15 protein-coding genes are annotated in these 18,382 nt (G+C 61.1%); 9 read left to right on the forward strand and 6 right to left on the reverse strand.

The window, feature by feature from the left end:
• Together CHU95_RS14255 and purD are read left to right on the forward strand one after the other, a co-directional pair.
• Complete coding sequence (locus tag CHU95_RS14255) at positions 1-1,092, forward strand: threonine aldolase family protein (RefSeq protein WP_094456991.1); 1,092 nt, start codon at positions 1-3, stop codon at positions 1,090-1,092.
• Between the two features lie 93 nt (positions 1,093-1,185).
• Positions 1,186-2,481 carry a phosphoribosylamine--glycine ligase gene (gene purD, locus CHU95_RS14260; protein ID WP_094457257.1) on the forward strand — a complete coding sequence of 432 codons (1,296 nt, stop codon included), beginning with the start codon at positions 1,186-1,188 and terminating at the stop codon, positions 2,479-2,481.
• Positions 2,482-2,621: 140 nt separating this feature from the next.
• Here purD and CHU95_RS14265 read toward each other — a convergent pair whose 3' ends face one another.
• On the reverse strand, positions 2,622-2,837 hold the full coding sequence (locus CHU95_RS14265; RefSeq protein WP_094456992.1) for a 2TM domain-containing protein: 216 nt from the start codon (positions 2,835-2,837) through the stop codon (positions 2,622-2,624).
• A 151-nt stretch (positions 2,838-2,988) separates the two neighbouring features.
• Here CHU95_RS14265 and CHU95_RS14270 point away from each other — a divergent pair, with 151 nt between their 5' ends.
• Positions 2,989-4,311, forward strand: coding sequence for a tetratricopeptide repeat protein (locus CHU95_RS14270; RefSeq protein WP_094456993.1), 1,323 nt, complete (start codon positions 2,989-2,991; stop codon positions 4,309-4,311).
• A gap of 66 nt (positions 4,312-4,377) precedes the next feature.
• Here CHU95_RS14270 and CHU95_RS14275 read toward each other — a convergent pair whose 3' ends face one another.
• The 3 genes from CHU95_RS14275 to CHU95_RS23075 form a co-directional block, all read right to left on the reverse strand.
• The gene (locus CHU95_RS14275) at positions 4,378-5,046 is read right to left on the reverse strand and encodes a helix-turn-helix domain-containing protein (protein ID WP_094456994.1); all 669 of its coding nucleotides are present in this window, start codon (positions 5,044-5,046) and stop codon (positions 4,378-4,380) included.
• 558 nt (positions 5,047-5,604) lie between these two features.
• The gene (locus tag CHU95_RS14280) at positions 5,605-5,826 is read right to left on the reverse strand and encodes a hypothetical protein (protein WP_094456995.1); all 222 of its coding nucleotides are present in this window, start codon (positions 5,824-5,826) and stop codon (positions 5,605-5,607) included.
• Between the two features lie 103 nt (positions 5,827-5,929).
• Positions 5,930-8,029, reverse strand: coding sequence for a lytic transglycosylase domain-containing protein (locus CHU95_RS23075; RefSeq protein ID WP_094456996.1), 2,100 nt, complete (start codon positions 8,027-8,029; stop codon positions 5,930-5,932).
• Between the two features lie 24 nt (positions 8,030-8,053).
• On the opposite strand from CHU95_RS23075, the gene dapA reads away from it, so the two are divergent.
• From dapA to CHU95_RS14300, 3 genes are all read left to right on the forward strand, one after another.
• Positions 8,054-8,926 (forward strand): 4-hydroxy-tetrahydrodipicolinate synthase, encoded by an 873-nt coding sequence (gene dapA / locus CHU95_RS14290; protein WP_094456997.1) that lies wholly within the window; start codon positions 8,054-8,056, stop codon positions 8,924-8,926.
• Positions 8,927-9,010: 84 nt separating this feature from the next.
• Positions 9,011-9,484: an SsrA-binding protein SmpB gene (smpB, locus tag CHU95_RS14295; protein ID WP_094456998.1), complete on the forward strand. Its 474-nt coding sequence runs from the start codon at positions 9,011-9,013 to the stop codon at positions 9,482-9,484.
• Between the two features lie 152 nt (positions 9,485-9,636).
• Entirely contained in the window at positions 9,637-12,069 is a 2,433-nt protein-coding gene (locus CHU95_RS14300) for a TonB-dependent receptor plug domain-containing protein (protein WP_094456999.1), read from the forward strand.
• Between the two features lie 144 nt (positions 12,070-12,213).
• Here CHU95_RS14300 and CHU95_RS14305 read toward each other — a convergent pair whose 3' ends face one another.
• Both CHU95_RS14305 and CHU95_RS14310 read right to left on the reverse strand, forming a co-directional pair.
• Entirely contained in the window at positions 12,214-13,074 is an 861-nt protein-coding gene (locus CHU95_RS14305; RefSeq protein WP_094457000.1) for a hypothetical protein, read from the reverse strand.
• Between the two features lie 321 nt (positions 13,075-13,395).
• Positions 13,396-14,217, reverse strand: coding sequence for an FkbM family methyltransferase (locus CHU95_RS14310; protein ID WP_094457001.1), 822 nt, complete (start codon positions 14,215-14,217; stop codon positions 13,396-13,398).
• A 231-nt stretch (positions 14,218-14,448) separates the two neighbouring features.
• On the opposite strand from CHU95_RS14310, the gene CHU95_RS14315 reads away from it, so the two are divergent.
• The 3 genes from CHU95_RS14315 to CHU95_RS14325 all read left to right on the forward strand — a co-directional run bounded on the left by CHU95_RS14315 (position 14,449) and on the right by CHU95_RS14325 (position 18,367).
• Positions 14,449-15,543, forward strand: a complete 1,095-nt coding sequence (locus tag CHU95_RS14315; protein WP_094457002.1) for an extracellular solute-binding protein — start codon at positions 14,449-14,451, stop codon at positions 15,541-15,543.
• Between the two features lie 450 nt (positions 15,544-15,993).
• Positions 15,994-16,848 carry an FkbM family methyltransferase gene (locus CHU95_RS14320; RefSeq protein ID WP_245838257.1) on the forward strand — a complete coding sequence of 285 codons (855 nt, stop codon included), beginning with the start codon at positions 15,994-15,996 and terminating at the stop codon, positions 16,846-16,848.
• A gap of 364 nt (positions 16,849-17,212) precedes the next feature.
• A complete protein-coding gene (locus CHU95_RS14325; protein WP_094457003.1) occupies positions 17,213-18,367 on the forward strand; it encodes an ABC transporter ATP-binding protein in 1,155 nt (384 codons plus the stop codon).
• Positions 18,368-18,382: the final 15 nt, after the last annotated feature.

Consider the following 18,382-nt stretch of genomic DNA (forward strand, 5'->3'; position numbering starts at 1 on the left):
ATGACCTCGATCATCCTCGACCGCGCGCTGCGCGCCCGTTGTGACACGTTCCTGCACGGGCATGGGCCGATTACGCCGCGTCTGTGGATGGAGCGGATGCTGGCGATGCCGGAGATTGATCTGGCGGGTGATGAGTATAATGCCGGTCCCGGCATCGATCTGTTGCAAGGGCAGGTGGCCGAACTGCTCGGCAAACCGTCCACCCTGTTTTTCCACAAGGCGGTGGTGGGGCAGCAGGCGGTTCTGTTCGCGCATCGGGAACGCACGGGCCGGCGGCTGGTGGCGGTGCATCCGAAAAGCCATATTGCGGCGGACGAGTCGGATGCAGTGGAGCGGCTGTCGGACATTCGGCTGGTCCGGATCGGGCCGGATGATGCACCCTTTACCCTGGCCGATCTTCAGGGGGTGAAGGAACCGCTGGCCGCGGTCGTGGTGGAACTGCCGCTGCGCAATGCCGGCTTCCGGACGCCATCCTGGGAGGAACTTGTCGCCATCGCGACCTGGTGTCGGGGGCAAGGGATCGCCTTTCATCTCGATGGGGCGCGGCTATGGGAGACGCAGCCCTTTTACGGGCGGTCGCTGGCGGAGATTGCGGCCCTGGCCGACAGTCTCTATGTCAGCCTGTACAAGGGGTTGGGCGCGCCGGGCGGGGCGTTGATCGCAGGCGAGGCGGCGTTTCTGGAGACCCTGCAGCCCTGGCGGTCGCGCATGGGCGGCAATCTTTATACGGCCTTTCCCTTTGTGCTGGGCGGGCTTTACGGGTTGCGCCATTTCCTGCCGCATATGGCCGATTACCACGCCCATGCCGTGGCCCTGGCCGAGGCGCTGGCAACGCGCGATGCCCCGTGGGCCGCCGACCGGGTGATGTGTAATTCCTTCCGGCTGGTCTGGCCGGTGGCGGCACCGGCCCTGGCGGCGGCGCTGGCGCGTATGGCGCGGGAGCAAGGGGTATGGTGCTTTGGTCGCGTTATTCCCCTGCCGGTGCGCGACCATTGCTTCACGGAGATGGTGGTCGGTGAGGCGACCCTGGCGCATGAACCGGGCACCATCGCCAACAGGTTCGCGCGCCTGCTGGCCGCCGCACGCGGCTGAACGCATTGGCGCCATCCCACACCGCCGGATGACCCATCCCCCAACCCATGCTAAGCAACCGCCGCCATGGGGCAGCAGCAGGGGGATAAAGCCATGAAGATTCTGGTCGTGGGTTCCGGTGGTCGTGAACATGCGCTGTGCTGGGCCATCAAGCGTTCCCCCCTGTGCGCCGCGCTTTACTGTGCCCCTGGCAATGCCGGGATCAAGGATGTGGCCATATTGGTGCCGCTGTCGGCCAATGATGTCGCCGGCATCACCGCCTTTGCCACCGCCGAGGGTATCGACTTTGTTGTGGTCGGGCCGGAGGAACCCTTGGTCCTGGGTCTGGCCGATGCGCTGCGCGCCGCCGGCATCCCCACTTTCGGCCCGTCGCAGGCGGCGGCGGCGTTGGAGGGGTCCAAGGGCTTCATGAAGGATGCCGTGGCCCGGTTCGGCGTGCCCACCGCCGCCTATGGCCGGTTTACCGATATCGGCGCCGCCAAGGAATTTGTCGCCCGTCACGGGGCGCCCATCGTGGTGAAGACCGATGGTCTTGCTGCCGGCAAGGGTGTGACCATCTGCCAGAGCGTGGACGAGGCCTATGCGGCCATCGAGGAGGCCATGGTCGGTCGCCGTTTCGGCGATGCCGGGGCCGAACTGGTGATCGAGGAATTCCTGGACGGGGAGGAGGCCAGCTTCTTCGCCATCTGCGACGGCACCAATGCCGTGGCTCTGGCCGGCGCCCAGGACCATAAGCGCGCTTATGACGGTGACCAGGGCCCCAATACCGGCGGTATGGGCACCTACAGCCCGGCCCCCGTCCTGACGCCCGCCATCGAGGCACAGATCATGGAAGAAATGATCCTGCCCACCGTGCGCGGCATGGCGGCAGAGGGCAAGCCCTTCATCGGCGTGCTGTTCGCGGGCATCATGGTGGTGAAGGGACCGGATGGGCAGCCGATCCCGAAGCTGCTGGAGTATAATGTCCGCTTTGGCGACCCGGAATGTCAGGTGCTGATGCGCCGCCTGAAATCCGATCTGGTGCCGCTGCTGCTGGCGGCGGCCCAGGGTGATGTGTCGGGGCAGAACCCCGAATGGCATCACGAGGCTGCGCTGTGCGTCGTTATGGCCGCCGAGGGCTATCCCGGCGATTATCTGAAGGGCACGCGTATTGGCAACCTGGCGCAGGCCGGGCAGGTGGCGGGCGTGGAGATTTTCCATGCCGGCACCAAGGAAGGGTCCGATGGTGCCATCCTCGCCAATGGCGGCCGCGTTCTGGGCGTCACAGCCATCGCCCCGCGCGTGGCCGATGCCCGTGCCAAGGCCTATGAGGCAGTGGACCGCATCGACTGGAAGGAAGGCTTTTGCCGCCGCGACATCGCCTGGCGCGCCATGGCGCGGGGATTATAAACCACGCCCCTGGGGGCGGGCCGGCACAGGCTTCCATCGCCAGTGCCGCCATCCTGCGGCGCGGCAGAAAGACAGGGCCCCCAACGACGCTTGTCGACAGCTTCTCCCAGCCGGCGGGGTTCCCGTCCAAGGATGGGCTGTTAATCTCTGCGATCGAACAGACCCATGGCATAGGCCGTGTGCAGAGCCAGCGGCCCCATCCAGCCGACCAGGGGCCAGAAGAACCAGACATGGTCGGGCGTGGTGAAAAAATTCACCGGCACGACAATCACGGCAAAGACGAAAAATGCCAGAAAATGGTTCAGCAACTGGCTGCGGCGGCGTTTGACAGTTGGGTGTTTATCGGACAGGGGCATGGGGCAGGGGTCTTCTTTCGGGTAACGGCGAACGGCGCGCAAGATAGCGCACGCCCCGGCGGATACCAGATGGTTTGCATGGGTAACCTATTGATCGGCTGATGCCTGCCGGTCACACTCTTGCTTTCTGTCCACCATCGAAGCCACCACCATGGATATCAACCGTACTTTCGCCCAGGCCGTCTCCCACCAGAATCAGGGGAACTGGACTGAAGCGGAGGCGCTTTATCGACGGATTGACAAGGCCCGGCCCGGCATGGCCGCCGTGACCTGGAATCTCGGCGTCGTGCTGAAGGCGCAGGAGAAATGGGGACAGGCGCTGGCCAGTTTTGAACGGACAGCCAAGGCCGATCCAGCCTTTCGCGGGGTGAACTTCAATATCGGCCTGTGCCTGCAGAAACTGGGGCGCATGGCCGACGCGACGCTGGCCTTTGAAGCCTCGGTGGCCATGGAACCTGACGATCCCGTCGGTCGCTTCAACCTTGCGGCAGCCTATCGCGACCAGGACAAATTGGAAGCCGCGCTGGAGCAGGTCACCGCTGCCCTGATCCTGAAACCGGACTTTGTGGAGGCGCAACTCCTGGAGTCCAAGCTGCGGACCCGGATGCTGCCATTGTGGCATATCCCCATGGTGAATGACGCGCCGCGTAACGATGCTTATGAAGCCGCAATCAAGGCACAGGTGCAGCCTGGTGATCTGGTGCTGGAGATCGGCACCGGTTCCGGCCTTCTGGCCATGATGGCGGCCCGTGCCGGGGCCCAAGTGGTAACCTGCGAGGCGGTGCCCTGGATCGCAGAAACGGCCCGGGCCGTAATTGCAGCCAATGGCTTGGCCGACCGCATCACGGTGGTCAATACGCTGTCAACAGCGTTGCAGGTCGGCGATGTGTTGCCGCGCCGCGCCGATGTGCTGTTGTCGGAAATTGTCGCCAGCGACTTTCTGTCGGAACGGATCATCCCGGCAGTCGCCGACGCACGCGCCCGCCTGCTGGTGCCGGAGGCGCGTATCCTGCCCGCACGGGGCGGTGTCCGCTGTGCGCTGGCCGGCGGGGAGATACTGGAAAGACATGTATTCACGGGGCCGACCAACGGTTTTGATCTGTCAGCCTTCAACCGGCTTTATCCCCGCGGCGTGCGCTACGATGCCCGCTTGGTGCAGCCCGTTTCCCTGTCAGCGCCTGTCGATCCGTTCAGCTTTGATTTCACCGGCCCGCCGATCCCCAGCAGCGAACATGTGCGCTTTACCCTGCCGGCTGCGGTTGATGGGCGCTGCGTCGCCCTGGCTCAATGGGTGTGGTTGGATTTCGGCGGTGGGGTCAGTTTTGAAAACAGCCCCTTCGTCGACAGCCCGGCCAGCGGTTGGCAGCCCGGTTTTTATCTCCCCGACCGCCCGATCCCGGTTGCCCGGGGCCAGAGCCTGGCTTTCGATGCACTACATGACGGGTTCAATGTCTGGCTCAGTTTCCGGTCGTGAGCAGATGGGGCACATGAAAAAGCCCCGGCGGGATGATCCCGCCGGGGCTTTTTGAGGCACCAAGGCTTAGTCGTTCTCGCCTTCGGTGTAGTCCTTAATATCCGCCGGGTCCCATACTGCGCCGCGCCGGCGGCGGCTGACAGGGCTGGCCGTAGCACTGCTGGCCGGTGCTGCCGTCGCCGCCTTGGGCTGGCGCTTGCTGCCCGGTACCGGACCCCGGCGGCGTGGTGGTTCCACGGGCGCGACCGGTTCAGCGCTCACCGGTGCGCTGTATTGCCGGTTGGCGGCGGCAGCAGCGGCGGCCTCCCCATCATAACCGGCATTGGGGGAAATGGCGCGCAGCAGGGAACCAACGGCATCGGCGATTTCATCCGGGGCCGACTTCCAGGCCCGCAGCAGATCCAGTTCGCGGCGGGACAGAATCGGAGACGAGCCCTCGGCGGTGGCTGCGAAGCTTTCCGGCGGCCGGCGCATGTCGGGAACGTCAAGCCCATCAAAGAAGAAAGTCAGCGGAACGTCCAGAATATCGGCAAGCCGATAGAGTTTCCCCACGGAAACCCGATTGGAGCCGCGTTCATATTTCTGGACCTGCTGGAACGTAATGCCCAAGGCCTTGGCCAAGTCAGACTGGCTCATGCCCAGAAGACCACGACGAAGTCTTATGCGGCCGGCTACATGGTTCTCGATTACGGTCTCAAGGGCAGCGACCGCTGCATTTTTGCTCCGTCTCGGCATCGAACTCTATTGCCCCCTATTCCGCGTTCCTATGGCAACACCGGGCTGCACGTATGGTTCCGTGCCCCGGATCAGCCGATGTTCTCATGATCCCTGCGTGGTGCTGCGCCGGCGACGTCACTGGACTTCCGCCAACCTTTTAACCACAGAGTTGCTCCTGGCAAGTAAGCGACTCAACGCGCTGTCATGCTATGGTATGGTAATATCTGCGATTTCCACCCGACTGTCCATAACTTGTGTGTGTTTGGATCGGATTAACCGGGGGTGATAGGTGCTCCATACCATGATATCGGTGGGACAAGGATAACGCTGCCGATATCAAACATCTCGAGTAGTTTTTTCCCGGGATGCGGACAACCTAAAAGTGCTGATTGCTGGCCTGTTCCGTGTCTCTTAACCGGTTGTACGGCCCTTGCGGGTACTCTCATTCGATCATACTACCACATTCTGGGTGTCTGTCGACAAATCACCAACCCGAATCCGGACGCGCACTCATTTACCGCAGCCCTCATCAAATTCTTAAATTATATGATGAATTGAAGGAATATCGGTCCGTTGTCAGGCGGCATTTTCAATATTCGCCACCAGCAACGTTGCGGCCAGGCCATAGACCCGTCTTTCTGCGCGAAGAACGGCCAGCCACTCGCGCAGGCTTTCCTGGACAAAACGGCAATCGGCACGCTCGGCTTCGACCTCCGTCTCGGCGATCAGCCGGTCTAGCAGGCGGGCATGGATGATCGCAGCCTCGCGGATATGCGGTGCAATGGGCTGGGCCGGCATTTTCTGGGCGCTCCGGGCGGCGGGTGATGTGGCGGTGCTTGTGACCATCATCGCCTGCCGCCGCCCTTTTGGCGCGCGAAAATAGGGATTAGTCCCTTCGTATTCAGCCGTTGGTCGCGGCACCCCGGCCCAGGTCCAGCGTCATCCGCAAGGATGGCTGCCCCAGACGGGCCCGGTAGAGATGCACATTCTCCAGGACCCGCTGAACATAGTTTCGGGTCTCATAGATTGGCATGGTTTCGATCCAGTCGATGACATCGACCTCTGGGACACGTGGATCGCCATAGTCCCGGACCCAACCAGAAACGCGGCCTGGTCCGGCATTGTAGGCGGCGATGGCCAGCACGTAAGAGCCACCAAAACGGTCCACCAGATCAGCGAGGTAGGTTGACCCTGTCTCGACATTATAACGTGGATCAGCCGTCAGCCGATTGGCTGTTGCTGTGATTTTAGAAGGTTGTTTGGCCGGTGGCTTGTTCTGCTTGGTGTCCTGCTTCTTGGCTTTTTCGTTTTTGGCGGCCGGTTTTGCGGCTTGTTTGTTTACCCCGACAGCAGTTGCCGGCATCACCTGCATCAGGCCGCGGGCACCAGCGGAACTGACCGCTGTCGTCACAAAGTTACTTTCCTGCCGGATGATGCCATGGATCAGGGCCGCCTCCGGCCGGCTCGGGGCTTTCATATCCAGCAAGGGAAAACCCGCATGCCGCAGAACAAAACCGTCTTGCCAGGCGGCGCGGGAGGTGGTCACGGCCAGATCCTTGCGTTTCAGCGACAGGGCCAGCTCGCCGACCAACTGGTATTCTTCGCCGGTCTTGGCATCGGTGGCCAGCTTGCGCATGAACAGGGTGGTCCGGTCACTATCGGATCCTTCAACCCGGCTCAACAGATGGATGACACGCACCATGTCGCGTTTGTTGAAGGCGCGGCGCTGTTCTTCGCTGGGTGTCGGTTCCACAGGCATGGCGCTGCCCGGCGGACGATCCAGATGGTCGGCAGCCAGCAGTCCGTAAAAGGTGCCGCCATAGGTGGTGGCCGTGTCGAACCAGGTCGCGGCCCGTTCCCGGTCGCCCAACGCTTCCAGGGCGCGGCCAGCCCAGTAGGCACCGCGTGACCGGCTGACCGGGGACGCTGTCCCGCGGAACAGCGTCTCGAAATGCCGCAAAGCCTGATCGGGCCGGTCCAGTTTGCGCAGCGCCAGCCATCCGGCCAGGAATTCCGCTTGGGCAAAAGCCAGTCCATCCTTGGCGGCGTGGGCGGCAACAATGTCATAGGCCCGGGCGAACTGTTCCTGTTCCATCAGACGACGGGCCAGGATGTGCCGTTCCGTCCACCAGTCGGCGGCCTGCGCCTGTTCCTCCGGTTGCGGCCGTGCCAGCACGTCCAGGGCGCTGTCATTCATCTCCTTGCGCCGACGCCAGCGGGTGCGGTCATAGAGTAGGCCAGGATCATTCTGCAGGCTGGCGGGCACCCGGCGCAGCGCGCCATCCACGCCTGGCGACATGGCAGCCAGCGCGATGCGGGCTTCGGCCACGGCCTGGCGCCCTGGATCGACAAGCGGCATCACCCGCCGCGCCTCGTCAACCTTTTCTGCCCATAACAACTGATCCAGACGGTCAGCATGGTCGGCAGGGCCCAGCAGCCCGGCATAGCGCTGACGGAAATCCCGTTCTTCCTGCGCCCCGAAGCTGCCATTGACATAGCGCTCCCGGATCAAGGCGATGGCTTTATCCGACGCCCCGGTCTCCATCAGCGCATCGGCGTAACGCCCCACCCCGACCCAGGTCAGGGGCGGATTTTTGTCGAACCAGTCCCTTACCGCACCATAGGACATATCGGCTGGCATCCGGGCTTCGGCGTTACGGCGCAGGGCCGCCTGATTGGGCCAATCAGGATGGCGCTGCATAAAACCGGTGATGGCCTCCCAGCTTGCATCGCTGCCCGGCTGGGTCAGTTGCATCCAGAGCAGCAATTGGTTGGCAAGGTCGTTTGGCGCGCGGCGGGCGATGCGCTGCGCCTCGTCCATCTTGCCCTGATCGGCAGCCCGCAGGGCCTGTTTATAGATGCCGACTTCGCTGGTAGTACCGGCCGCCTGTGCCAATCCGATGCCGCCAAGCCCGATACCCAGGCAGAGCAGCATCGCCGCCAGGGCACGGCCTGCCGCCTTGTTTCGGGGATTGCGGCTGTTTAAGGTTCGCGCCTTCATTCGTTCTGACCGGAGTGTCTTGCCATGTTCAAGGGTTCCATCGTCGCACTGATCACGCCGTTCCGTGAGGGGAAGGTGGATGCGGTCGCGTTCAAGGACTTCGTTGACTGGCAGATTAAACAGGGGACCCACGGCGTGGTTCCCGTGGGCACGACCGGCGAATCGCCGACGCTGAGCCATGAGGAACATCGTCTGGTCGTCTCCCTGACCGTTGAGGTGGCGAAGGGTCGGGTGCCCGTGATCGCCGGCACCGGTTCCAATTCCACCGAAGAGGCGATCGCGCTGACCCGCCACGCCAAGGAAGCTGGCGCCGACGCTGCCCTGATCGTCACACCTTATTACAACAAGCCGTCGCAGGAAGGTCTTTATCAGCATTACAAGGCCATCCATGACGCCGTCGATCTGCCCATCATCATCTACAACATCCCCGGCCGCAGCGTCATCGACATGTCTGTCGCAACCATGGCGCGGCTTGCAAAGCTCCCCAACATCGTGGGCGTCAAGGACGCGACGGCCGATCTGGCCCGCCCGCTGCGCACCCGTGTCGAGATCGGGCCTGACTTCTGCCAGCTTTCCGGAGAGGATGCCACCGTTACCGGTTTCCTGGCCCAGGGTGGTGTGGGCTGCATTTCCGTGACGGCCAACATCGCCCCGGCCCTGTGCGCGCAACTGCATGAAGCGTGGCAGCGTGGCGATCTGGTCGAAATGGCCCGGATCCGGGACATCCTGCTGCCGCTGCATCAGGCCATGTTCGTGGAGACCAGCCCAGCACCGGTGAAGTACGCAGCCAGTCTGTTGGGCAAGTCCACCCCGGATGTCCGTCTGCCGCTGGTGCCCTGCAGCACGGAAGGACGGGCGGTTGTCGAGGCGGCGATGCGCAAGGTCGGGCTGATCTGAAACCCTGCTTTTCATTGAAACTGTCCAGGCGTGCCCCCATAACAGGGGGCACGTTTTGTTTTTACGGATCGGATTTTTCCAGCGATGGCTAACAACGCGCCCGAGCGCAAATTGGCGGCACAGAACCGCCGGGCCCGCTTCGATTACTTTATCGAGGATACGGTAGAGGCCGGCATCATGCTGACCGGCACCGAGGTGAAGTCGCTGCGTGGCGGCAAGGCGTCTATTCTGGAAGCCTATGCCGGTGAGATCGGGGGCGAGCTGTTCTTAGTGAACTCCTACATCCCCGAATATGGCCAGGCCGGCGCCTGGTTGCAGCATGATCCCAAACGTCCGCGTAAGCTGCTGGTTCGCAAGCGCGAACTGGTCAAGATGCTGACGGCCATCGCGCGCCAGGGCATGACCCTGGTGCCCATGTCGATCTATTTCAACGACCGGGGTAAGGCCAAGGTCGAGATCGGTGTCGCCAAGGGTAAGAATAAGGGCGACAAACGGGAGACGGAGAAGGAACGCGACTGGCAGCGCGACAAGGCCCGATTGATGCGGGCGCGCGGCTAGGGCGTTTCTGCGCCTATTGCGTCACACCAGTGCAATATTAACCACCAATCAGGTGTCCTCACCTTCCCAAGCGACCAGGATACGATATCGTTCCTGGGTGCTCAGCCATTCCATATGGGGCGGCGACGGAAAGAAGGTGGGGAGAAGAAATTATGGGGAAGCAGTGGCTTAAGGTTGGTACAGCATTGGCCGGATTTCTGACGGTGACGGGTGGGGTCCAGGCGCAGCAGCCGCCGAGCGATGTTGAAGAAATCATTGTGACGGGTACGCGCCGGGCCGACCGGACCCTGGCGGAATCGCCGGTGCCGGTGGATGTGATTTCGGCAGGGGAACTGGAACGGTCGGGGCTGGGTGAGGTCAACAAGGTGCTGAACGCCCTTGTGCCCTCCTTCAACTTCCCGCAACCGACCATCACCGACGGCACCGACCATATCCGCCCGGCCACCCTGCGCGGCCTGTCGCCCGACCACACGCTGGTCCTGATTAATGGCAAGCGGCGTCACAATACGGCGTTGCTGAACCTGAACGGTTCTGTGGGGCGTGGGTCCACCGGTGCCGACCTGAATTCCATCCCCGCCTCTGCCATCCGTCGGGTCGAGGTTCTGCGTGATGGTGCCGCGGCACAGTATGGTTCCGATGCTATTGCCGGCGTGATCAACATCATCCTGCGCGATAATAACGAGGGTGGGTCGGCCTTCGCGTCCTACGGGCAGACCTATGAGGGCGATGGCGATGTCTATCACTTCGCCTCCAATGCCGGGGCGACCCTCGGCAATGGCGGCTATCTGAACCTGACCGCTGAATATCGCGACCGTGGGCATACCAACCGTCAGGCGGCGGATACCCGCCAGCAATATAACAATCTGGCCGGCGGTGTCCCCGACCCACGCGAGGCGACGATCAACCGTACCGACAATTTCTGGTACGGCGACAGTGCGGTGACGGATTACAACGTCGTCTACAATCTTGGCCTGCCGCTGGGTGGTGCGGAACTTTATTCCTTCGGCAATTACAACAAGCGCGAGGGCAAGGCCGGGGCCACCTGGCGTCGTCCGCGTGACCCCAACAATGTCCGCGCCATCTATCCCAACGGCTTCCTGCCTTTCATCACGTCGGATATCGACGATATGTCTGTGGCGGTGGGCGTGAAGGGGGATGCCGGCGAAACCCGCTATGACATTTCCGGCACCTATGGCCGCAATGATTTCCCGTTCAGTGTGGAAAACACCCTGAACGCCACCTACGGCACCAACAGCCGCCGCAGCTTCTTCTCCGGTGACCTGCTCTACACCCAGGGCGTGATCAATGCCGACGCTTCGCGCGATGTTGATATCGGCCTGCCATCGGCCCTCAGCGTCTCTGCCGGTCTGGAATACCGCACCGAAGCCTATGAGTTGGGGGCGGGCGATGAGGATAGCTGGCGCGATGGTGGCGTGAAGGTACTGGATAGCGGGTCGACAAGCGCCATCGGTGCCCAGCCGGCCCCCGGTGCCCAGGGCTTCCCCGGCTTCCGGCCCAGCGACGAGGTCGATGTTGACCGCCATAGCTATGCCGCCTATCTGGACCTGGAAACCAAGCTGTCCGAAGCACTTCTGGTCAGTGTGGCCGGTCGTGTTGAACGTTATTCCGACTTTGGCTGGACCGGGTCGGGTAAGTTTGCCTTCAAGTATGATGTGACGGATGCGTTTGGTCTGCGTGGCGCCGTGTCCAACGGCTTCCGTGCGCCGTCGCTGCAGCAGAGCTATTTCTCCTCCACCGCCACCAACTTCATCGGCGGCGTACCGTTCGAAATCCGCACCTTCCGCGTCAATGACCCGGCCGCCCAGGCCCTGGGTGCTGAAGATCTGAAGCCGGAAAAGTCGATCAATTACAGCCTGGGCTTTACCTCCAACCCGTTCCCGAACGCCAGCCTGACGGTCGATGCCTATCAGATCCGGATTGATGACCGTATTGTCCTGTCGGAGAATCTGACGGGCACGGCGGTACAGAATTTCCTGACGGCGCGTGGCTTTGCCGGCGTGACCGGTGGGCGCTTCTTCACCAACGCCATCGATACCCGCACGCGCGGCGTCGATATTGTCGGCACCTATCGCGCCGATCTGGATGCGGCCGGCACGCTGAACCTGACGGCCGGCATCAATTTCAACGATACCAAGACGTTGAATGTGAAGCCCAACCCCTCCACGCTGGCCACGGTTGGTCTGCAACTGACCCGATTCTCCCGTGTGGAGGAGGGCCGGTTTGAGGAAGCCCAGCCGGAGAACAAGATCAACCTGTCTGCCACCTGGCAGTATGAAGACTTTAATCTGACGGTCCGGGGCACGCGCTATGGCAAGTTCACCTCCCGCAATGCCAATGCCGCGCTGGATCAGACCTTCGGGGCTGAATGGGTGGCCGATATCGATGTCGGGTATGACCTGACCGAGAACCTGTCGGTCTCCGCCGGTGTGAACAACCTGTTCGACAATTACACCGATCTGGTCATTCCGGGCGCCAACCCGAACGGCTTTGCCCAGTATTCCAACTTCTCGCCGTTCGGTTTCAACGGTGGCTTCTACTATGCCAAGGTCAAGATGACCTGGTAATCGTGACAGTCCCATCAGGCTGTGGGTTTAGCCCGCAAGCCTGATGGGGCAGGTTCATCTCGGGCGTTGAAACGAATGGTTTCGGAGTGCCCGAACAACGATCTCCGCTTTCTCCTCACGTTGCTTTTTACAGGCAGGCGGGCATCAAAAATGCCTTCGTGCCAGGGCATCGACCAATTGGTCGTCCGCCAGCAGCAGCCTGTTGCGGGTTCCTGGCACATCCTGTCCGTTGAGTTGTGTTTGCGCGGATTGAACGAAATGCCTGAACTTTTCCAACGCAGTTGGATCGTTGGGATTTTCGTCAATGTGACGCGCCGCGTCCATCGCCAACGCCAAGCTACCGAAATAACTGAACTCCCAACTGCATTTAATTGAACTAGTACTCATTATATTCATAATTTCATTCTGCCAACGAATGCTATCTGATTCTGAGCTACTGTTTAAACTAATCAGAGCGAACTGAAATCGTAATTGTGTAATTTTTGCTGTTTTCGCAATATCATAGCTAGGCCTCAGTAAGGAAGGCATGTGATCATTGCCAAAATGATGTTTCTGATAGCGATGGATAGCTCTCGATGCGTCTCGTAAGATTGACGCTATACGGTCCTGAACCGGAGATTGCGAGAGATCACCCAGCGTGTTAACAGCGTTGGCGAGTTCCAACCTTGTCACGACACGGAATAGCAATCTAGTTTCGTGCGCCAGCATAGTGACCGGCAGTTGATCAAATATTCTCCGGGCGCGCTCGATATGTTTGATTCCAACTTTCACGATGTCGGGGTCACGCTGCCAGGTGCCTACCAGAACAGCAGTCCGGCCAGTGAGCAACTCCACATCTGCCAATGCAGATTTATCATATTTAACAAGTTGTATGAAGTCCTCTAGGGATTGCCGAAGGGATGGCCAGTCATCGATGTTCTGACTTCCATTGATATCGACAAGTCGGGCGCGAAGGTAAATCAGATATGCTGAAATGCTTGCAGAAATCCTAGAAAAACTTTCCATGCCACCAAGTTGGTCGACGTTGTTTTCACGCTAATTGTCGATCGAAGGTGTCTTTACTGATATAATTTGCCCTAATGAAGCCGCGCTGTTGATGTCGTCGTAGCGCGTTGGATCCTCTGGGCAGGATGCGCTGGCCAACCAAGGCAGAGCCTGCGCTTGGCTGGCGCAGGTGGCCGCGGCGATAAGCCATAACAGGGCTAAGATACGAGAGGGTCGCATTACTTTCTCTCCTGAACGAAAACATGACCCAGGCTTGAGATAGGTTCAATGGAGAAGTGTATCGCTTAGGGTGGTAATGCGTCGTTGGCAGTGTCCAGGGCCTCAACGCTCAAACAGCCAGTTCATCTTGCTGTTGCCAAAGGCCCGATAACCCGCCTGCTTCAATCGGCCCAGCAGGTCACCGGTCCAGCTCTCTTCCGACCGTTCGATGATAATCACACGCGGCCACAGGCTTTCCGGCGCCTGATCGAAGAAGGGCAGCAGGGCCTTGTCTTCTGACCCTTCAATATCGATTTTCAGTACATCAATCTGGGTGATCCCAATCTCCGTCAATACATCGACCAGGGGGCGGACCCGCACCGGTGTGCTGGCGCCACCATGGTCACGCACCAGGGACGATCCGCCCAGATTGCTGGTGTCCAGATAAAGCCCCATCACCCCTTCTTCGGCGCCAATGGCGCAATCGGCATGGGTGATGATGGCGTCCGTGCGGTTCAGCGACAGATTGAACCGCAGGCGCCGTATCGCCTCCGGCCCCGGTTCCACCGCCAGGATACGCCCGGCGGGCCCCAGTAGACGAGCGGCGTTCAAGGTATAGAGCCCCACATTGGCCCCGATATCGACAAAGGTGCCGCCGCGCGGCAGCCGTGTGGCCAGCAGCGCCATTTCCTCGGGATCGAAGAATTGCGGCATGAACAGGAATTTGCGTTCCCCGACATTGTCGCCGGGATGCAGACGCAGATGAAGGCCATGCACCGCCACATCGAAGACCGGCCCCTGGATCAGCACGGCGATCTTACGCAGCAACAGGGCGAGCCGCCGCCCCACCGGTGTCGCCGGCAATCCCTGGCAGACGTCGGTGAGCAGCCGGGGCAGGGTGCCGGGGGCATAAGTACCAAAAGGCGGCTCCTGAACCTTGCTCAAAACATGTTCTCCCGATGGTGGAAACTGCCTCTGAAACGGGCATCTGCGCCGCGCTTATGCCATAGGACATAGGGTGTCGCATCTCCTTATGCCACAAGGCAAATCCATCGTGATTGACAAGCACCCGGCGCCTATGTGCAATGCCCGCTGTCCAGGGCGCTGCGGCAGTGGCGCTCACCTACCGGGGCGATCCCGTGCCAAGCGGGCGTCCGATCTGATTGGGGGTCCTTGATGAAGCTGAAGCATGTGATCGGCGCCGTCGGCATGGTCGCGGCCGTCGCCATCGGCCAGACGGCCATGGCCCAGGAAAAGAAGGTCAACATCTATAACTGGGCTGACTATATCGGCGAAACGACGCTGGATGACTTCACCAAGGCCACCGGCATCAAGACGCAGTATGACGTCTTCACTGATCTCGAAACCCTGGAATCGAAGCTGCTGGTGGGTAATTCCGGCTATGACGTGGCGATGCCATCGGCCGAACCGACCATGCGCAAGCTGATCCAGGCCAAGGCCATCCAGAAGCTGGACAAGTCCAAGATCCCCAACCTGAAGAATCTCGATCCGGAGCTGATGAAGCTGGTCGAATCGACCGACCCCGGCAATGAATATGGTGTCATCTACCAATGGGGCACCATCGGCATCGGCTATAATGTCGAGAAGGTGAAAGAACTGCTGCCCAACGCCCCGACCGATAGCTGGCAGTTGGTCATGAACCCCGAAAACGCCAAAAAGCTGGCGGCGTGCGGCATTGTCTTCCTGGACAGCCAGACGGACATCCTGCCGTCGGTGTTCAAGTCGCAGGGTCTGGACCCGAATTCGGAAAATTCCGAAGACACCAAGAAGGCCGAAGCGGCCATGCTGGCCATCCGCCCGCATATCAAGACGTTTGTGCCCTCGGTCATTGACCCGCTGGCCACCGGCGATGCCTGCGTCGCCGTTGGGTATTCGGGCGACGTGTTCCAGGCCGCGGCGCGCGCCGAAGAGGCCAAGGCCAAATTCTCCATCGCCTATTCCATCCCCAAGGAAGGCGCCCAGGTCTGGTTCGACATGGCCACCATCCCGGCGGGCGCCAATGTCGCCACGGCCTCGGCCTTTATCAACTATGTTCTGGAGCCCAAGGTGATGGCCGGCATCAGCGACTTTGTCGCCTATGCCAATGCCGTTCCCGCCTCCTGGAAGCTGATGAGCCCGGATGTCGCCAACAATCCGGCCATCTTCCCGCCCAAGGACGTGATGGCCAAGATGTTCACCGTCAAGCAGATCAGCCAGAAGGCGGAACGCGAACGGACCCGCACCTGGACCCGGATCAAGACCGGCCGCTGATGGAGCTGCTGTAACACCAGGCTCCACCAATCCGGAGCGGGGTGTCCATTTAAGTCTGTGGAAAAGGCCGGGGAGCTGTCCCCGGCCTTTTCTTTATGGGCGGTGGAAATCAGCTCACTCTCACCGGGAAGAACAGAAGGTTCCCGACAAGCCCCAGGACCCGCAGCTTCTGATCGCCGATAATTGCATCTCTGGTCATTTCAGCCTGGCGCCATGGCCAGAGTTATAGACGGTGCGGCGTTCGCCCTGCCCACCGGACGGGCGGCCCTGCGGTGCCCCGGTGCTCTGCTGAACGATCCGTTTGCCAGGCCGCAAGGCCCGTATCCTGTTGCGGTTCCGGCGGTTGGCCCCGTCATCGCGGCCGGTGCGCGCCTGCTATCCGCTTGATTTGTCCGTGGCCCTCTGGCACGCCAGTAGCAGGGCGTGTCGGGGGGCGGACGGAGAGCGGTGATGGAACAACAGGCACGGCGGATGTTCAACGATCTGGCGGGGACCCAGGTCAAGATCAAGGTTGTCGATATCGGGGCCAACCCGATCGATGGTGATCCGCCTTATGGCGCCATGCTGCGGCGCGGTGAAGCGAGTGTTGTCGGATTTGAACCCAATCCGTCGGCCCTTGCGCTTCTCAATGAACGCAAGGGTCCGGACGAGACTTATCTGCCCAACGCCGTCGGTGATGGTCGGCGCCACACGCTGCATGTCTGCCAGGCCCCTGGCATGACCTCTCTTCTGGAACCCAACCCGGAGGTCCTGGACATGTTCCATGGCTTCCCTGACTGGGGGCGTGTGCTGGAGCGGGTGGAGGTTGATACGGTCCGCCTGGACGATCTGCCGGAAACGGCCGGTATCGACATGGTGAAGATCGATATCCAAGGGGGTGAATTGCTGGTGCTGCGCAATGCGGTCGAGCGTTTGCGTGACGCCGTGGTCATCCAGACGGAGATCGAATTCCTGCCCATGTACAAGAACCAGCCGCTATTCAGCGATGTGGAACAGTTCCTGCGCGGGCAGGGTTTTGTTTTTCACCGGTTTTTCCCGCTGATCAGCCGGGTGTTCAAGCCCGTGATGGTGGGGGGCAATATCTATGGCGGACATAGCCAGCAGGTCTGGGGCGATGGCATTTTTGTGCGCGATTTCATCACGTTCGACGGTTATTCGGACGACAAGCTGCTCGCCGCGGCCGCCATTGTCCATAACTGCTACGATTCGGTCGATCTCAGCCTGCGGCTCCTGAAGGAGTATGACCGGCGACGCGGCACCAATCTCGGCTCTACTTACTTTGATGCGTTCAGCGGCGGGGCGTGACGGTCTTTCCCGTCTGATCCCAGCGGCACCGCACCCGCACCACCTTGATCCAGTTGCCGACAGCATAAGGATGGGTGGCGATGGCAAAGATACTGGCCATCGCCACAGCCGCCGCCCGGGCCGCCGTTTCATGCAGCTATTGCCCGGCACGCGCCATCCGTTCCCGCAGTAACCCTATGTCGGGTGACAGGCAGTCATCCTGGTTCCCATGTGGGTGGTATCCCTGTAACGAACTTTCATGAAAAGTGCCGCTGGCCGCACGCTCCCCCTATCCGTCCGGCTATGGTCGCGTGTAGAATTGTGCGGTGCGTGAAACAGCACGCCGCCTACCGATATCGCCAACCGGACAGGGACAGACACGGACATGGCCAATGCGCAGCCCTCGCGGACCCAGACCAAGTTGGAACCTTGGCGGGACCCGAATGAGAAGCCCTATGTCCGTATCGAAAAGGTGACGAAGAAGTTCGGCGATTTCACCGCCGTTGACGATGTTTCCTTGTCGATCTATCGCGGCGAATTCTTTTCCCTGCTGGGTGGTTCCGGGTCCGGCAAGACCACGCTGTTGCGTATGCTGGCGGGGTTTGAACGCCCGACCGAGGGCAAGATTTTCATCGACGGTGTCGATATGTCCAACGTGCCGCCTTATGAGCGGCCGGTGAACATGATGTTCCAGTCCTACGCCCTGTTCCCGCATATGACGGTGGAGGCCAACATCGCCTTTGGCCTGCATCAGGACAAGGTGCCGGCGGCAGAGATCAAGGAACGGGTGGCTGACGCCCTCAACCTTGTGCAGTTGGGTCAGTTCGGCAAACGCAAGCCGCATCAGCTTTCGGGCGGACAGCGGCAGCGTGTGGCGCTCGCGCGCGCCCTGGTCAAACGGCCGAAGCTGCTGTTGCTGGACGAACCGCTGGGGGCCTTGGACAAGAAGCTGCGCGAGCAAACCCAGTTTGAACTGGTCAATATCCAGGAAAAGGTCGGCATTACCTTTGTGGTCGTCACCCATGACCAGGAGGAGGCGATGACCATGTCGTCGCGCATCGCCGTGATGAACCGCGGCTACATCGCCCAGATCGGTACCCCGACCGAGATCTATGAATATCCCAATAGCCGGATGACGGCGGAATTCATCGGGTCGGTCAACATGTTCCATGGCCGTATCCTGGAAAGTGAGCCCGACCATTCCCTGATCCGGTCGGATGAGGCGAACTGCGATCTTTATGTCTCCCACCCCGGGCATCTGGCCCCCGGAACGGAATGCTGGGTGGCGGTACGCCCGGAAAAGGTCACCATCAGCAAGGAGCCACCACCCACGGGCGATGGTCGCAACCAGGCCAACGGCGTGGTGAAGGAAATTGCCTATCTGGGTGACGTGTCCATTTACGAAATCCTGCTCGACACGGGCAAGCGGGTGCGGGTGACCGCCCCTATGGTGACCCGCCGCACCGAAATGCCCATTACCTGGGAAGACCGGGTCTATCTGACCTGGCGGCCGTTCGCCGGCAGCGTCCTGACCAACTGACCGGGCGGGAAGGGG

It is taken from the genome of Niveispirillum lacus (assembly GCF_002251795.1).
GTDB classification, from domain to species: domain Bacteria; phylum Pseudomonadota; class Alphaproteobacteria; order Azospirillales; family Azospirillaceae; genus Niveispirillum; species Niveispirillum lacus.

Excerpts from the sequence above, each read along its gene's own strand:
- CHU95_RS14325 (WP_094457003.1), top strand. The coding sequence starts at position 17,213 with ATGGCCAATGCGCAGCCCTCGCGGACCCAGACCAAGTTGGAACCTTGG.
- CHU95_RS14280 (WP_094456995.1), bottom strand. The coding sequence starts at position 5,826 with ATGCCGGCCCAGCCCATTGCACCGCATATCCGCGAGGCTGCGATCATC.
- purD (WP_094457257.1), top strand. The coding sequence starts at position 1,186 with ATGAAGATTCTGGTCGTGGGTTCCGGTGGTCGTGAACATGCGCTGTGC.
- CHU95_RS14305 (WP_094457000.1), bottom strand. The coding sequence starts at position 13,074 with ATGGAAAGTTTTTCTAGGATTTCTGCAAGCATTTCAGCATATCTGATT.
- CHU95_RS14320 (WP_245838257.1), top strand. The coding sequence starts at position 15,994 with ATGGAACAACAGGCACGGCGGATGTTCAACGATCTGGCGGGGACCCAG.
- CHU95_RS23075 (WP_094456996.1), bottom strand. The coding sequence starts at position 8,029 with ATGAAGGCGCGAACCTTAAACAGCCGCAATCCCCGAAACAAGGCGGCA.
- CHU95_RS14270 (WP_094456993.1), top strand. The coding sequence starts at position 2,989 with ATGGATATCAACCGTACTTTCGCCCAGGCCGTCTCCCACCAGAATCAG.
- CHU95_RS14300 (WP_094456999.1), top strand. The coding sequence starts at position 9,637 with ATGGGGAAGCAGTGGCTTAAGGTTGGTACAGCATTGGCCGGATTTCTG.
- CHU95_RS14265 (WP_094456992.1), bottom strand. The coding sequence starts at position 2,837 with ATGCCCCTGTCCGATAAACACCCAACTGTCAAACGCCGCCGCAGCCAG.
- smpB (WP_094456998.1), top strand. The coding sequence starts at position 9,011 with ATGGCTAACAACGCGCCCGAGCGCAAATTGGCGGCACAGAACCGCCGG.
- CHU95_RS14255 (WP_094456991.1), top strand. The coding sequence starts at position 1 with ATGACCTCGATCATCCTCGACCGCGCGCTGCGCGCCCGTTGTGACACG.
- CHU95_RS14315 (WP_094457002.1), top strand. The coding sequence starts at position 14,449 with ATGAAGCTGAAGCATGTGATCGGCGCCGTCGGCATGGTCGCGGCCGTC.
- CHU95_RS14275 (WP_094456994.1), bottom strand. The coding sequence starts at position 5,046 with ATGCCGAGACGGAGCAAAAATGCAGCGGTCGCTGCCCTTGAGACCGTA.
- dapA (WP_094456997.1), top strand. The coding sequence starts at position 8,054 with ATGTTCAAGGGTTCCATCGTCGCACTGATCACGCCGTTCCGTGAGGGG.